Source organism: Halobacillus sp. ABA4_118 (assembly GCF_056160205.1).
On record NZ_JBSWWS010000001.1, the window covers coordinates 1014361 to 1030829 of the forward strand.

At 49.1% G+C, this 16469-nt stretch carries 14 protein-coding genes; 1 reads left to right on the forward strand and 13 read right to left on the reverse strand.

What is annotated here, in order from left to right; all coding sequences use genetic code 11:
* Positions 1–448 precede the first annotated feature (448 nt).
* From ACXAGL_RS05030 to rpoE, 6 genes are all read right to left on the reverse strand, one after another.
* Positions 449–1735, reverse strand: coding sequence for a UDP-N-acetylglucosamine 1-carboxyvinyltransferase (locus ACXAGL_RS05030; RefSeq protein ID WP_027954709.1), 1287 nt, complete (start codon positions 1733–1735; stop codon positions 449–451).
* Between the two features lie 66 nt (positions 1736–1801).
* The gene (gene fsa, locus ACXAGL_RS05035) at positions 1802–2443 is read right to left on the reverse strand and encodes a fructose-6-phosphate aldolase (protein WP_027954708.1); all 642 of its coding nucleotides are present in this window, start codon (positions 2441–2443) and stop codon (positions 1802–1804) included.
* A 124-nt stretch (positions 2444–2567) separates the two neighbouring features.
* Positions 2568–3431, reverse strand: a complete 864-nt coding sequence (fba, locus tag ACXAGL_RS05040) for a class II fructose-1,6-bisphosphate aldolase (RefSeq protein ID WP_474969766.1) — start codon at positions 3429–3431, stop codon at positions 2568–2570.
* A 158-nt stretch (positions 3432–3589) separates the two neighbouring features.
* Positions 3590–3961: a response regulator gene (locus tag ACXAGL_RS05045; RefSeq protein ID WP_474969767.1), complete on the reverse strand. Its 372-nt coding sequence runs from the start codon at positions 3959–3961 to the stop codon at positions 3590–3592.
* 230 nt (positions 3962–4191) lie between these two features.
* Positions 4192–5796, reverse strand: a complete 1605-nt coding sequence (locus ACXAGL_RS05050) for a CTP synthase (RefSeq protein ID WP_474969768.1) — start codon at positions 5794–5796, stop codon at positions 4192–4194.
* Between the two features lie 179 nt (positions 5797–5975).
* Positions 5976–6509, reverse strand: coding sequence for a DNA-directed RNA polymerase subunit delta (gene rpoE, locus ACXAGL_RS05055; protein ID WP_474969769.1), 534 nt, complete (start codon positions 6507–6509; stop codon positions 5976–5978).
* 257 nt (positions 6510–6766) lie between these two features.
* Between rpoE and ACXAGL_RS05060 the strand changes: the two genes are divergently transcribed.
* The gene (locus tag ACXAGL_RS05060) at positions 6767–7081 is read left to right on the forward strand and encodes a hypothetical protein (protein ID WP_474969770.1); all 315 of its coding nucleotides are present in this window, start codon (positions 6767–6769) and stop codon (positions 7079–7081) included.
* A gap of 82 nt (positions 7082–7163) precedes the next feature.
* On the opposite strand, the gene icmF is transcribed toward ACXAGL_RS05060, so the two are convergent.
* Genes icmF through ACXAGL_RS05095 form a run of 7 tightly spaced genes read right to left on the reverse strand, consistent with a single transcriptional unit; the run spans position 7164 to position 16424 of the window.
* Positions 7164–10412 carry a fused isobutyryl-CoA mutase/GTPase IcmF gene (gene icmF / locus ACXAGL_RS05065; protein WP_474990194.1) on the reverse strand — a complete coding sequence of 1083 codons (3249 nt, stop codon included), beginning with the start codon at positions 10410–10412 and terminating at the stop codon, positions 7164–7166.
* A gap of 49 nt (positions 10413–10461) precedes the next feature.
* Entirely contained in the window at positions 10462–11097 is a 636-nt protein-coding gene (locus tag ACXAGL_RS05070; RefSeq protein ID WP_474969772.1) for a TetR/AcrR family transcriptional regulator, read from the reverse strand.
* 1 nt (position 11098) lies between these two features.
* Positions 11099–12037: a methylmalonyl Co-A mutase-associated GTPase MeaB gene (meaB, locus tag ACXAGL_RS05075; protein ID WP_474972289.1), complete on the reverse strand. Its 939-nt coding sequence runs from the start codon at positions 12035–12037 to the stop codon at positions 11099–11101.
* 14 nt (positions 12038–12051) lie between these two features.
* A complete protein-coding gene (locus ACXAGL_RS05080) occupies positions 12052–13191 on the reverse strand; it encodes an acyl-CoA dehydrogenase (protein ID WP_027954700.1) in 1140 nt (379 codons plus the stop codon).
* Positions 13192–13203: 12 nt separating this feature from the next.
* Positions 13204–14349, reverse strand: a complete 1146-nt coding sequence (locus ACXAGL_RS05085) for an acyl-CoA dehydrogenase (protein WP_474990196.1) — start codon at positions 14347–14349, stop codon at positions 13204–13206.
* 22 nt (positions 14350–14371) lie between these two features.
* Complete coding sequence (locus ACXAGL_RS05090; protein ID WP_474990198.1) at positions 14372–15223, reverse strand: 3-hydroxybutyryl-CoA dehydrogenase; 852 nt, start codon at positions 15221–15223, stop codon at positions 14372–14374.
* A gap of 13 nt (positions 15224–15236) precedes the next feature.
* Entirely contained in the window at positions 15237–16424 is a 1188-nt protein-coding gene (locus ACXAGL_RS05095; RefSeq protein WP_474969775.1) for an acetyl-CoA C-acetyltransferase, read from the reverse strand.
* Positions 16425–16469: the final 45 nt, after the last annotated feature.

Genomic DNA, 16469 nt, shown 5'->3' on the forward strand with positions numbered 1-16469 from the left:
ATCGCTTGGATACACGTACCTGTCCCACTAAAGGACCGGGCGTTCATGGGTCACCATCTGCATCAATAGGCCCTTTCCGACCCTGAACCCAATCAAGGTATGGATGGACCCAATTTATAGGTTCTTGGAATTAAATGTGAACGGAGTCAACGACTTCTCAAAGTGAATACTTGCAAAGAAGAAAAAGGAGAAGTTAAGTGAAGTAAAAAAAAGAAGCCTAAAGAAGCAAGTGACATGATCCTTCTAACTCATAAACAACATTCATTGTACTCCTGTCACTCAAGAGTTTCAATGTTATTTTTTCAGAAGATGCTGTGAGGATAGGAAAAGGAAAAGGAAGCCGCCATTTCCGGCTCCCTCTTCCTCTCCTTCCCACCCACAGCGCGTACGACACACGGGAGGCGGTTCTCCTGCAGTCCCTCTGGAGAATAACGCCCCAGGTGAAAACTTAAGAGTTTTGGAACTGTTCGATTTCCTCTTCCGACATTTCCTCATACCAGACGTCGGCGCCCAGATCAATCAGCTTATTGGTTATATTTTCATACCCTCGTTCGATATGATCTACTCCGGTGATTTCTGTAATTCCATCTGCCATTAAACCGGCAATCACTAGAGCGGCACCAGCTCTTAGATCGGTGGCTTTCACCTTCGCGCCCTGAAGCTTGGAAGGACCGGTCACAATCGCTGATCCCCCCTCCACTTTTATGGAGGCATTCATTCGTCTGAGCTCATCCACGTGCTTGAAGCGGGCCTGATAGATCGTATCGGTGACAACACCCGTCCCTTGTGTCTGTGTAAGCAGGGAAGTGAACGGCTGTTGAAGGTCTGTCGCAAACCCTGGGTAAACGAGTGTCTTGATATCCACACTTCTTAGTTGTTTCCCGGGACGTACGTACAGCTGCTCATCATTTTCTTCAATGGTCACGCCCATTTCCCTGAGCTTGGCAAGCAGGGACTCGAGATGCTGGGGAATGACGTTATCAATGACCATCCCGTCTCCCTGGGCTGCTGCCATAATGGTGTAGGTACCGGCCTCAATCCGGTCGGGGATAATCGTATGCAGACATCCCTGCAGTTCCTGCACCCCTTCGATGCGGATGACATCTGTACCCGCACCTTTGATTTTGGCGCCCATGCTCGTCAACAGGGTGGCCACATCAATGATTTCCGGCTCTTTTGCGGCATTTTCAATGACGGTTTTCCCTTTTGCCCTGACGGCAGCAAGCATAATATTGATAGTCGCTCCAACACTGACTACATCGAGATAAATACGTGCGCCGCGAAGTTCTTTCGCTCTTAGATAAATGGCGCCCTGTTCGTTCGTCACTTCCGCCCCAAGAGCCTCGAAACCCTTGATGTGCTGGTCGATCGGACGCGGGCCCAGGTGACAGCCGCCGGGAAGCCCGATGACCGCTTTATTGAAACGGCCGAGCATAGCTCCCATGAAATAATAGGAAGCCCGAAGTTTTTTCACCTTCCCGTTCGGGAGCGGCATGTCCACCATATTGGACGGATCGATATGTACGGTTCTGCCTTCCTTTGCCACCGTGCCACCGATCTCTTCCAGAAGATCAGCCAAAATACCAACATCCGATATATCCGGCAGGCCTTCAATCGTTACAGGGGATTCAGCTAAAATCGCAGCTGGAAGAAGAGCAACCGCACTGTTTTTGGCGCCGCTCACCCTTACCTGTCCCCGCAGCGGGGCCCCGCCTTTTACTAATAGTTTACGCATGGAAAACTCCTCGCTTTAAAGGTCAAGATTTTCACTTATTATGTGCAATTTTTACCAAATCACACATTATTTTTGGTTGTTCCAGTCATTCAGGAATTTTTCGATTCCCTGATCCGTCAAAGGATGCTTCACGATTTGATTCAGCACCTTAAAAGGAACCGTTGCAATGTGCGCACCATGCAGGGCCGCTTCCGTGATATGAACCGGATGGCGGACCGAAGCAGCGATGATTTCTGTATCAATCGCATGACGATCGAAGATTTCTGAGATTTGAGCGACTAATTCCATGCCGTTCTGGCCAATATCATCAAGACGGCCGAGGAATGGTGAAACGTAGGAAGCGCCTGCTCTGGCTGCCATCAGCGCCTGATTGGCTGAAAACACAAGCGTGACGTTTGTCTTGATATTCAAGTCACTGAATGCTTTTACAGCTTTTAACCCTTCCATTGTCATGGGAACCTTTACGGTAATATTCGGCGCAATGGCTGCAAGTTCCTTCCCTTCCCCAATCATTCCTTCTGCGTCTTCAGAAATGACCTCCGCGCTGACAGATCCGGCCACTTCTGCAGTAATCTCTCTCAAACGGTCGTGAAAAGAAACGCCTTCCTTGGCGACGAGGCTCGGGTTTGTCGTCACACCTGCAAGAATGCCGAGAGCATTGGCTTCGCGGATATCCTCAATATTGGCTGTATCGATGAAAAATTTCATAATCTCCACTCCTCTTCCCTTTGTGTTGGATGCTCAACCATGAAAAATGCCGAATGATTGCGTTTTCATTCATGCTTAAAAGGAAACCGCTACAGGGGTAGCGGCTTCCTTGATACAGAGGTTCTTACGCTTTGTTGGAAGAACCGAATTCGCGCATCTTGCCGATAACCGTTTCTTTGATTGCGTCACGGCCTGGTCCAAGATATTTACGAGGGTCGTACTGTTCAGGCTGGTCAGCAAGAACTTGACGTACGGCTTTCCCTTGTGCGATCTGGTTTTCAGTGTTCACGTTAATTTTAGCTGTACCGAAAGAAATAGCTTTCTTAATGTCAGCCGTCGGGATTCCTGTACCACCGTGAAGAACAAGCGGCTTGTCTACAAGTCCCATGATTTCTTCCATGCGGTCAAAGCCAAGGTTCGGTTCACCTTTGTAAGGGCCGTGGACAGAACCAAGTGCCGGCGCAAATACGTCAACATTTGTTTCGTCTACCAATTGCTTACACTCAGAAGGGATCGCGTAGGCAGCTTCAGCATCGTCTACGATCAAGTCATCTTCCTGACCACCTACACGGCCAAGTTCTGCTTCAACAGATACGCCGTGGATGTGAGCAAGCTCAACAACTTTTTGCGTTACAGCGATGTTCTCTTCCAATGGATCGTGAGAAGCATCGATCATGACAGAAGTAAATCCGGCGTGGATCGCTTCTGCACATTTTTCGAAGCTGGAACCGTGGTCAAGGTGAATCGCAACCGGTACAGTTGTACCGTAGGCTTTCATAAGGGCCTTCACCATGTCAACGACTACGTTGAAGCCGCCCATGTAACGTCCGGCACCTTCAGAAACACCAAGGATGACCGGAGACTGCTCTTCTTCTGCAGCCTGCAGGATGGCCTGGGCATATTCTAGGTTATTAAGGTTGAACTGACCTACACCGTAGCGTTCTTCCTTCGCTTTTTCCAGCATTTCTTTCATTGATACTAGTGGCATGAAAGATATCCTCCTTTGAATAACGTGCTTTCCCTATTTACAAGTCTGTTTCCATACGAAAACACACCATGCAAGTTTGGTTACAGTAATAGAATACCAATACCCTTCTTATGGTGCAACAATAGGAGGATTATATAACGCTTACATTAAGAAAAAAGTCATGAACGGCTGTGAACAAGCGTCCCATTTACCATTTCCTTCAAGTTATGGATATCAAAAGGTTTTGTTATGATATGCGTGACAAAATGGAAATCGATGTCCTTTCTTACTGATTCCTCCGAATCCCCTGTGATAATCATAACTGGAGAAGAATCGTTCATTTCCTCAAGAAATTGGAGAACGTCTCTTCCATGCATGACAGGAAGATTATAATCCATGATGATAAGGTCAAGGTTCTCTTCCTTCACCACCTGGCACGCTTCTTTACCTGTTTTAGCCGAAATGGTCTCATGGCCTTCTGCTTTCAGAATTTCTTCAAGCAGTAACCGGATCCCCGGCTGATCATCGACAATCAGGATTTTATTCGTCATTCTTTCTCCCTCCCTTTCCATGATCGTGTACTTTTTCTCTCATTCCTTTAGTTTCGAGGCGCCCCCTGTCATTTCCTGCCTACAAATGGATGCGTTGTCATATTTTCTGGAATCAAACTGGAATTCGACATCATTCTTCTCCCTGACATGAAAAAGCCTCTTCTGTCAGAAGTTTTTTGAACAAGAAAGGCTGGCGCGGTCCCCCGCTCCAGCCTTTCTTTCCAGCTCTTTTATTGGTAAGTTTTCATAGCTGCTCCGATAAAGCCGTAGAACAACTCCTGCGGACGAGTCGGGCGTGATTTGAATTCCGGGTGGAACTGGCTCGCCACGAACCAAGGATGATCTTCCACTTCGATAATCTCAACAAGACGGCCGTCAGGGCTTGTTCCTGAGAACTTGAAGCCGGCTGCTTCCATCTGTTCACGGTAATGGTTGTTAAACTCAAAACGATGGCGGTGACGCTCATAGACGACTTCTTCCCCGTAGGCTTCCAATGCTTTAGACCCTTCTTTGAGGCGGGACGGGTAAATGCCCAGTCTCAGCGTCCCTCCAAGATCAGATACCTCTTTCTGCTCAGGAAGAAGATCAATGATCGGATGCGCGGTAGATGGATCGATTTCTGCCGAATGCGCTCCTTCAAGACCGAGAACGTTACGGGCAAATTCAACCGTTGCCAGCTGCATCCCCAGACAAATGCCGAGGAATGGGATGCGGTTTTCGCGTGCATACCGGATGGCATCAATTTTCCCTTCGATGCCACGGTCCCCGAATCCGCCTGGAACAAGGATGCCGTCTACACCGTTCAGTTCAGCTTCCACGTTGGCCGCATTCAGCCCTTCTGAATTGACCCATTTCACTTCGACATCGGAATCGTAGCTGTATCCTGCGTGTTTCAGGGCCTCTACAACGGAAATATACGCATCCGGAAGTTCTACATACTTACCGACAAGCGCAATTGTCGTCTTGTGCTGCAGGTTTTTCACACGATCAATGAGCTTATTCCATTCGGTCATATCGGCCGGTGCACAGTCCAGACCGAAGTGGTCGCATGTCAGCTGGTCAAGTTTCTGCTCCTGAAGGTTGATCGGAACATTGTAAAGCGTATCAGCATCCGCCATTTCAATGACCGCTTCCTTGTTGATGTCACAGAACAGGGCAATTTTCTCCTTCATGTCTTCGGAAATTTCCATCTCTGTACGAAGGACAATCGCATCCGGCTGAATGCCGAGAGAGCGCAGCTCTTTCACACTGTGCTGGGTCGGTTTTGTCTTCATTTCACCGGCCGCTTTCAAGTAGGGTACCAATGTACAATGCAGGTACATGACGTGCTCGCGTCCGATATCGCTCTTGATCTGGCGGATCGCCTCAAGGAATGGCAGGGATTCGATATCCCCGACGGTTCCGCCGATTTCTGTGATGACGACATCTGCATTCGTCTCATGACCGGCACGGAATACACGGTCTTTGATTTCATTCGTAATGTGCGGAATAACCTGAACGGTTCCGCCGAGGTAGTCGCCGCGGCGTTCTTTTTTAATAACGGTGGAGTAGACTTTCCCTGTTGTCACGTTACTGAATTTGTTCAAATTGATATCGATGAAGCGCTCGTAGTGACCAAGGTCCAAATCGGTTTCAGCGCCGTCATCTGTAACGAAAACTTCCCCGTGCTGGTACGGGCTCATCGTACCCGGGTCTACGTTGATGTATGGATCAAATTTCTGGATGGTTACTTTCAAGCCTCTGTTTTTCAATAATCGTCCTAATGAAGCAGCTGTAATCCCTTTTCCTAGAGATGACACCACTCCGCCTGTTACAAAAATGTATTTTGTTGCCACGTCAAATCCCTCTTTCTCTATTTGTATTAATTAGTTATTTACTAAAGCTTCAATTTGATAAGGGGATGTAAAAACAAAAAACGCTCCCCGTCATTGCCGGGGAGCGTTTGGATTCCGTTCAAGGAAATTAAAGAGCCCAAATAAGATTTTACTGATATGACTTTTGAAAGTCAACCTCCTTATTTATCTTCATCGTCATCTCCAACGAAGCTGAGGTCATCTTCCACAATTTCTTCCTCTTCTTCATCCAGGTCATCCTCTTCATAATCACCATCGTAATCATCGTCATCATCAAGGTCAAGGTCTTCATCAGTAAGCTCAAGATCATCCTCGAGATTCTCATCTTCATCGTTGTATCCATCCTGCCCAAGCTCATCTTCAAGCACCTTGGAAGGTTTTTTCTTTTTCTTCTTCTTTTTGCGTTTCTGAGGCAGGTTGGCGATTTCTTCTTCCATCTGCTCTACAGGGTACCACTTTTTCAAGCCCCAACGGTTCGTCCCGATCGTCATGAAACGGCCGTCAATGTTCATATCTGTGTAGAACTGGGAAATGTACTCTTCATTCTGGGCTTTTGTGAAACCTTTCATTTTTGAAATCCGGTTAAAGATTTCATTGAAATCAATGGCTTCGCGCTCCTCTTCCAATATCATGGTCGCCAGTTCGATCATGGAAATTTCTTCAATCTTCTGTGGGCTGAGTTCTTTTACGCTCACGATTCAGCACTCCTTTATCTAGACAAAATAGAATTAATGACTTCATGGGCATACGAATCACATTTAATCATACCATCCATTATATGAGGTGCCTGTACAAAAATCAAATAGAGTCTGCCTCTTCTTTACTTTTCTAGCCAAAGCTGCATGAAAGTAAACCTTGTGCTGAAAAATAGAAAACAAACATAAGCCTTTGTGTTCCTGGAGATATCCTTTAAAATAAAAAGGAGAATGCTCTATGTAAGGAGAGACGATCAATGGAAAACCGCCCTTTTAACTGGACAGCCATCATTCTGACTGCTGCCGCTGTTGGAGTCTGGCTCTACTCAAGCTTCGGAATCATCCACTCCGAACACCTCGAGGAAGCAGAAGTGACGAAGAAAGTCCATAATGATGAAGGCTATTATGTCACGATTGATGAGAAGAAAGTATCTGTCAAGGATACGAGCACTTGGATGCTCCTTGAAGAAGGAGGAACCTACAACATTACGTATGAATGGTACGGCATGAAAAAACCGTATGTGACAGAAGTGAACCAGGCCCACGATGACGATCAGGTGGGCGGCCACTAAAACGATGCGTCTAAACTTATGTAAAACCCGTCCTGTGAGGAGATTTCCAAATCACAGGACGGGTTTTATCTTTCAGAACAGCCTACATGTTCCTTCTATACTGCCCCCCTACTTCATAGAGGGCGTTCGTAATCTGGCCGAGGCTGGCCACTTTGACGGTTTCCATCAGCTCAGCAAAAATGTTTCCACCGCCGGCGGCCGTCTGCTTCAGCCGATGCAGAGCCTCAGCAGCCGTCCGTTCATTCGACTGCTGGAAACGGCGCAGTTCTGTAATCTGATGATTCTTCTCTTCTTTCGAAGCACGGGCGAGCTCCATCGAATCGATTTCTTCTTCAGAAGGAGGATTTGGATTCAAGTACGTGTTCACTCCGATGATCGGCAGTTCACCTGAATGCTTCTTCCCTTCATAATACAACGACTCTTCCTGAATTTTCCCCCGTTGATACTGGCGCTCCATCGCACCCAGCACACCACCACGGTCGTTGATCCGTTCGAACTCCTGGAGAACTGCTTCTTCCACAAGGTCAGTCAATTCCCTTATAATGTACGCCCCCTGCAGGGAGTTTTCATTTTTCGTGAGGCCGAACTCCTTGCTGATGATCATTTGAATCGCCATGGCCCTTCTCACCGACTCTTCGGTCGGTGTTGTAATGGCTTCATCATAGGAGTTGGTGTGCAGGGAATTACAATTATCCTGAATTGCAATCAATGCCTGCAGCGTCGTCCGGATGTCATTAAAGTCTATTTCCTGGGCATGGAGCGAGCGTCCGGATGTCTGAATGTGATACTTCAGCTTCTGACTCCGCTCATCAGCACCGTATTTATCCCGCATCACCACTGCCCAGATCCGTCTCGCTACGCGTCCGAGTACGGTGTACTCCGGATCCAGTCCGTTGGAGAAGAAAAAGGATAAATTGGGTGCGAACTTGTTGATGTCCATCCCCCGGCTCAAATAATATTCCACATAAGTAAAGCCGTTCGCAAGAGTGAAGGCCAGCTGTGTAATCGGATTGGCCCCTGCTTCGGCAATATGATAGCCGGATATGGAAACGGAATAATAGTTGCGGACTTGATGGTCAATGAAATACTGCTGAATATCCCCCATCATCCGCAAGGCAAATTCTGTAGAGAAAATGCATGTATTCTGTCCCTGGTCCTCTTTCAGAATATCTGCCTGCACGGTGCCGCGGACGACATGGATCGTTTCCTCTTTTATCTTTTGTGCTTCTTCAACTGTCGGCTCCCGTTCTTCTTCCTTCTTAAACTTGGCAAGCTGCTGGTCAACGGCTGTGTTGAAAAACATCGCCAGAATAATCGGAGCCGGTCCGTTAATCGTCATCGATACCGACGTCGTTGGATCGACAAGGTCAAACCCGTCATACAGCTTTTTCATATCTTGAAGCGTGCAGATATTCACTCCGCTCTCGCCGACTTTCCCGTATATATCCGGCCGTTCATCGGGGTCCTCCCCGTAAAGGGTGACAGAATCAAAGGCCGTACTCAGCCGTTTCGCATCATCACCTTCGGATAAATAATGAAAGCGGCGGTTCGTCCGCTCCGGCGTTCCTTCTCCGGCAAACTGGCGCTTCGGATCCTCTCCCTTCCGCTTGAACGGGAAAACGCCGGCTGTAAATGGGAAAGCTCCTGGAACATTTTCCTGAAGAAGCCACGTTAACCGGTCTCCCCAGTCTTTGTAGTGCGGCAGGGCGACTTTCGGGATTTTCGTTCCGCTCAGACTTTCGGTTGTGAGGTCCATTGTAATGTCTTTGTTTCTCACTTTAAATGTATAGGTATCCCCGCTGTAACGTTCATGAAGACCACCCCAATCTTCCAGTTTGCCGAGGTCATGACGGTCGATGGTCCGTTTATAATCTTCCATTAAGCGGCGGAGGTTCTCTCTCACACCCTCATCCTCCACCATATCGAGGGTTCCCTGAAGCTGATAAAGCTTACTCGCCGCTTCCGCCTGTGTATCGGTGCGCTTATGATAATGGCGGACTGCCATGGAAATATCCCGCAGATACTGCTTTCTTTCATTCGGTATAATCACATTCTGCTTTTCCGCTTTTTGGTTCAGTGAAGAATAAGAAGTCTCATCCTCCCAGGCATAGGTTTCGTTCAACGTCTCAAGGAGAGCGGCGAACAATGTATTGGTGCCCGGGTCATTGAACTGGCTGGCAATGGTCCCAAAGACAGGAAAGCGGCTGTCATCTTCATGAAACAGCATATGGCTGCGCTGATACTGCTTTTTCACCTGACTAAAAGCATCTTCCGAACCCTTCTGCTCGAACTTATTAATGACGATGAAGTCAGCAAAATCAATCATGTCGATTTTTTCGAGCTGGGAAGGTGCCCCGAACTCCGCGGTCATTACATACATGGACAAGTCCGTAATATCTGTTACAGCGGCATCCCCCTGTCCGATCCCGCTCGTTTCGACAATAATGAAGTCTACACCAGCGGCTTTAACGACCTGGATGGCTTCTTCCACTGCCGTAGACAATTCTGAGCGGGCATCCCTTGTCGCCATGGACCTCATATAGACACGGGGATGGAAGATCGCATTCATCCGGATCCGGTCCCCAAGCAGAGCGCCGCCTGTTTTCTTCTTCGTCGGGTCGACCGACAGAACAGCGATTTTCTTCTCCGGGACTTCATGAATAAAGCGGCGGATCAGTTCATCGGTTAACGAACTTTTTCCTGCTCCCCCTGTACCGGTGATTCCAAGAACCGGGATCGTTTTATCCTGCGTTTTCTCAACTGCTGTTTCAAAGGCAGCTACGGCCTCGCGTTCTTCCTTGGATGTGTTTTCTACGTAGGTAATGAAGCGGGCGATCGCCTGGTGGCTCCCTTCAGATAAATCGGCCACCCCTTTTTCCACATCCAGTGGCGGGAGAAAATCACATTCCTCCATCATCTTATTGATCATCCCCTGCAGGCCGAGTGAACGGCCGTCTTCTGGAGAAAATACCCGGGCCACACCATACTCGTGAAGCTCCTTGATCTCTCTCGGAATAATCACACCGCCTCCTCCGCCATAGACACGGATGTGTCCCGCCCCTTTTTCATTCAAAAGGTCGACCATATATTTGAAATATTCTACATGTCCGCCTTGATAGGATGAGATGGCAATGCCCTGGGCGTCTTCCTGGATGGCGGCGTTGACTACATCTTCGACAGAACGGTTATGACCGAGATGGATCACTTCCGCACCGGTCGATTGAAGAATTCTCCTCATGATATTTATGGAAGCATCATGACCATCAAAAAGACTGGAAGCCGTTACGAATCGAACAGGATTTTTCGGCTTATAGATTATCGGTTGTTCCATTTCCGCTCTTCCTTTCTTTTTCAGCTGCTGCTACGCATGCCCCGCGCTGTCAGCCGGCTGTAATTCCTTCTGTCTCTTTCCCCAGTCCTCTTAAAAGCAGATGGATCTGGGTATCGGTATACGTTTCAATCGTAAAATTACGCTGCAGAATCCAACGCCTGAATCCCCACATCTGTCCCTGCACAAAAATATTGTTGGCCATTAAGCGTACTTCCGCTTCCGCGTACTCGCCCGGGAGACTGTTGATGATGACCTGCTCCAGCATGGCGACCATGTCACGCTCTTTCTGCAGGACATATTCCTGAGCTTCCCGTGACAGCGATTTCACTTCCTGATACATCACCAGAACCTCATCCTGCATATCGTCCATCAATTGAAAATACGATCGGACCGCCTGAATCAGACTTTTGACGGTTGTCTGTTCCGGGTCGATCGAAGCTTCCATTCTTTCCTTTACACGCTGATAAATAGAATCACAGACAAGAAACAATACATCCTCCTTCTTGCGGATGTACTCGTATAAGGTTCCAATACTGAAACCGGAAGCTTTGGCGATCTCCCGTGTCGTCGTTTTATGAAATCCCTTTTCCATAAACAGCGTGACGGCACCCTTGATCATCTGATTCCGCCGCTTCACAATCAATGCTTCGTCTTTGATGGTGGATGGTACCTGCTGATCTGTCACATCATTCATCCTTCCCAGCCCATTCCTGAAACCATGATCGGGCCAGCTGATAGGGGTCGGCGTCGGGATTTTGGAAGGCCTGTGTTTTCTCCGGGTCCTTCTCTACCGAAGATTTTACGTTCCGCCATATTTCTTCACGGATCAGATCATAGACTTCCAGCTGCAGCTGGTCTTTTCTCCGCTTCATCCCTGCCTCGGTTTCGTATAAATACGTACGATGATCCTGCACCTTTTCCCAGACGTCTGCCATTCCTTTGGATTCCGTGGCCACCGTCTCAACAATAGGCGGCTGCCACCCTTCCGGCTGAATGATCATCAAATATTCCTCGAGGGTCGATTTCAGCTTCCGCACGCCGGGGAGGTCGGCTTTATTAATAAGAAAGAGATCGGCAATTTCCATGATCCCGGCTTTAAAAATCTGAAGGACATCGCCACTGTTCGGTGTCAGGACAAGACCTGTGGTATCCACCACTTTCATCACATCCAGCTCCGACTGACCCACACCCACCGTTTCCACAAGTACGACATCAAATCCGTAAGCATCACAGACCCGGATGCTGTCCTTCGTCGCTCTTGCCAAACCTCCCAGACTGCCTCTCGTCGCCATACTGCGGATGAAGATTCCAGGATCAAGAAAGTGCTGGTTCATTCTTGTGCGGTCCCCAAGGAGAGCCCCTCCACTGAATGGACTTGTAGGATCGACAGCAATAACAGCGACCGTAAGCTCCTGCTTTCTTAAAAACGTCAGCAGGTGATTGATCAAGGAGCTCTTCCCTGCTCCCGGGGAGCCTGTGATGCCGATATAGTGTGCCTTTTTCTGTATCGAAAAGATATCACTCATCAGTGGAAGCTTTTCCGGATCTTCATTTTCAACGAGCGTGATGGCACGGGCAAGCGCCCTCATATCCTGATTTTGTATTCGTTCCGCCAGCGGGTGCATCATCCATCACCTTCCTACTTCGTTACCATCCGGCCGATAACGAGACGTTGAATCTCCTGGGTCCCTTCATAGATCTGAGTGATCTTCGCATCCCGCATGTACCGTTCCACCGGGTAATCCTTCGTATATCCATATCCGCCGTGAACTTGAACCGCTTCTGTGGTTACCTTCATCGCTGTATCACCGGCAAACAACTTCGCCATGGCCGACGCCTTGGAATACGGAAGACCTTCAGATTCCAAATAGGCTGCTTGATACGTAAGCAGACGGGAAGCTTCGATTTCAGCTGCCATATCCGCGAGTTTGAAAGATATCCCCTGTAAAGCAGCGATCGGCTTGCCGAACTGCTCCCGCTCCTTGGCGTAGGCGACAGACTCATCAAGCGCCCCCTGCGCAATTCCTACAGCCTGGGCAGCGATGCCGTTTCTCCCACCGTCCAGCGTCATCATCGCGATTTTAAAGCCCTGGCCTTCTCCACCAAGCAGGTTTTCCTTAGGAATCCGGCAGTCTTCAAAGATTAACTCTGTCGTCGGAGAAGAGCGGATACCGAGTTTCTTCTCTTTTTTCCCTGTGGAGAATCCCGGTGTGTCTTTTTCTACGATGAAGGCGCTGATGCCGCGGTTCCCTTCATCCGGATTCGTCTTAGCAAAGACGACATACGTATCAGCGACACCACCATTGGTGATCCACACTTTGTTTCCATTCAGTACATAACTGTCACCGTCAAGCTTTGCCTGTGTGCGCATGGAAGACACATCACTCCCTGCCCCCGGTTCGGATAAAGCGTAGGCGCCAAGCTTTTCACCCGCAGCCAGTGGAGCCAGAAACTTCTTCTTCTGCTCTTCCGTTCCAAATGTATAAATCGGCCAGCTGGCCAGAGAAATATGCGCAGAAAGGGTGACGCCTGTGGAAGCACACACTCTGGAAAGCTCCTCCACAGCAATCACGTAACTGATGAAATCCGAACCGATGCCGCCATATTCTTCCGGCCATGGTATTCCCGTCAGCCCGAGTTCAGCCATTTTGTCGAAAATTTCACGATCAAAACGCTCCTCTTCATCCCGCTCTGCCGCTGTTGGTTCCACCTCATTCTTGGAAAAGTCCCGAACCATTTTTCTAAGCATTTCCTGCTCTTCTGTTAATGTGAAATTCATTTCTCCATCCTCCTAATCTCTCACCAGATGATTGCCGATGACGACACGCTGGACTTCGCTTGTTCCTTCGTAGATTTCACACACTTTTGCATCTCTGAAAAACCGTTCCACCGCATAGTCTTCTGTGTATCCGTAGCCTCCATGGACCTGAACCGCTTCAATGGCTGCTTTAACTGCTGTACGGGAAGCGATCAGCTTAGCGATCGATGCCTCTTTACTACACGGTTTTCCTAATGCCTGCATCGATGCTGCATTGTAGACCAGCAGTTTGGAAGCTTCGACTTCCGTGGCCATGTCTGCCAATTTGAAGGAAACCCCCTGCAGATGGGCAATCGGGCGCCCGAACTGCTCCCGCTCTTTTGCATAGGCGGCGCTATGCTCCAAAGCGGCTTCCGCAATACCAAGTGACTGGGCGGCGATGCCGATTCTTCCGATATTCAAATTGGAGAGGGCGATTTTATAACCTTCTCCTTCTTTACCAAGGAGCTGGGAAGCTGGTAGCTCACAGGCATCAAAGTTCAAAGAAACCGTACTCGACCCATGCATGCCCATTTTCCTTTCCGCTTTTCCAATCGAGAACCCAGGTGTGCCGCGCTCCACAATAAAAGCGCTCAAGCCTTTACTCGGAGACACTTCGGGATTCGTCCGCGCGAAAACGATGAAGGTATCTGCACTGCCTCCATTCGTAATGAACACCTTGGAGCCGTTAAGGATGTATCGATCTCCCTTTTTCTCAGCACGCGTCTTCAGGCTGCTGGCATCACTGCCCGCGCTCGGTTCCGTCAAAGCGAAGGCACCTAAATATTCACCCGATGCGAGTTTGGGGATGTATTTGGATTTCTGTTCTTCCGATCCGAAATATAAAATCGGGTGGGTCCCCACTGATGTGTGTACAGATAATATGACACCAAGGGTCGCACTTACTTTAGATAGTTCATGAATCGCAATGATATAGGAGGTATAATCCATCTCGGCTCCCCCGTATGCTTCAGGGATCGGGATCCCCATTAAACCGAGCTCCCCCATTTTAGGAATCAGTTCTTCCGGGAAGCGGTCTTCCTTCTCCATACGTTCAACGGCCGGTGCCACCTCATTCTGCGCGAAATCCTGTACCATCCGGCGCATCATTTTCTGTTCATCTGTCCATTGAAGCTCCACGGTCATCTCCCCTTTTCATCAGTTATTCATAGATGTAAAAACCGCGGCCGGATTTCTTCCCGAGCCATCCGGCTTTGACGTATTTACGGAGAAGCGGGCAAGGCCGGTATTTGCTGTCGCCGAATCCTTCATGAAGGACCTCCATGATAGAAAGGCATGTATCCAGTCCGATAAAATCAGCGAGTGTCAGTGGTCCCATCGGATGGTTCATCCCAAGTTTCATGACCGCATCGACATCTTCGGGTGAGGCGACGCCTTCATGGACGGTATAAATCGCTTCATTGATCATCGGCATCAAAATCCGATTGGAAACAAATCCCGGAAAATCCTCTACCTCTACCGGTGTCTTCTGCAGTTTTTCAGCCATTTCCTTCACAGACGCATACGTGTCATCGCTCGTCTGGATAGCTCTGATGATTTCCACCAGCGTCATGACCGGGACCGGATTCATAAAATGCATGCCGATTACTTGGTCCGGACGCTTCGTCGCTGCAGCGATTTCCGTTATCGGAAGAGAAGAGGTATTGGTCGCCAAAATTGCATGAGGGGGTGTGATTTCATCCAGCTGCTGGAATACATCGACCTTCACTTTCATACTTTCCACGACGGCTTCAATGACGAGATCGCAGTCAGAGGCCTCCTGCAGGTCGGTCGTAATTGTCAGACGCTCCAACATCTCCTCACGCTTGCCATCGGTCATACGACCCTTCTCAACAGCTCTTTCCAGGCGCTTTTCGATCCCGGCCTGCCCTTTATTCAATGCTTCCTGCTCTCGATCATTCAATTTCACACGAAGACCAGCCTGGGCAAAAACTTGAGCAATCCCTGCGCCCATCTGGCCTGCGCCGATGACCATGACTTTATTTATTGACATTCCTGTGTCCTCCTTATTGTTTTGGTACTTCGATGAGAACGGCATCCCCCTGGCCGCCGCCTGAGCAGATGGCTGCAATCCCTGTGCCGCCGCCCCGGCGTTTCAGTTCATAAGCCAATGTCAAAAGGATACGGGCTCCGCTGGCCCCGATCGGATGGCCAAGAGCAACGGCTCCACCGTTGACATTCACTTTTTCCGGATCCAGACCGGCGATTTTCCCACTGGCCAGGGATACAGCGGCAAATGCCTCGTTTACTTCAAACAGATCGATCTCATCGATGGTTTTTCCGGATTTTTTCAACAGCTTATTGATAACAAGTCCCGGTGTCTGCGGGAAATCCTGCGCCTCCACAGCAATCTCATCATGGGCGAGAATTGCTGCCAGCACAGATGCTCCGGTTTCTTCAGCCTTTTCCTCCGACATTAAAACCATGGCACAGGCCCCGTCATTGACACCCGGTGCATTTCCGGCCGTAATCGTTCCTGTCTGGTCGAACACCGGCCGCAGTTTAGACAACGCTTCGATTGTTGTGCTCTTTCGAGGAGCTTCATCCTGATCCACGATGACAGGGTCCCCTTTGCGCTGGGGAATTTCCACTGGCGTAATTTCTTCTCCCAGCTTTCCCTCTTCCGTGGCCTGGACGGCACGCTGATGACTGCGGTACGCCCACTCATCCTGAGCTTCACGTGTCAGTTCATACTGTTCGGCTGTCCGGTTGCCGTAATTGCCCATATGGACGTTCTCGAATGAACAAGTCAATCCGTCATGCACCATCATGTCTTTCACAGACGCATCCCCCATCCGGAGACCCCAGCGCGCTTTCGGCATGAAATATGGCGCATTGCTCATGCTTTCCATACCGCCGGCGACGATGATTTCTTCTTCTCCGAGGCGTATGAACTGATCTCCCATCGTGACACTGCGCATGCCGGAGGCACACACTTTATTGACGGTTTCTGTTTTCACATCCCAGGGGATTCCAGCTTCACGAGCTGCCTGTCTGGAAGGGAGCTGCCCTTGTCCTCCCTGAAGAACGCTTCCCATAATCACTTCGTTCACATCCTCCACATGGACCTTCGCCTTCTTCAACGCTGCTTTAATCGCCATACCACCAAGCTGTGCCGCCGTCAGTGGTGCTAAAGCCCCTCCGAATTTTCCAAATGGTGTGCGTGCTCCATCCACGATGACTGTTTTACGCATTGTCATTCCTCCTCTTTTTTGATAACGCTTACAAAATTGACGATT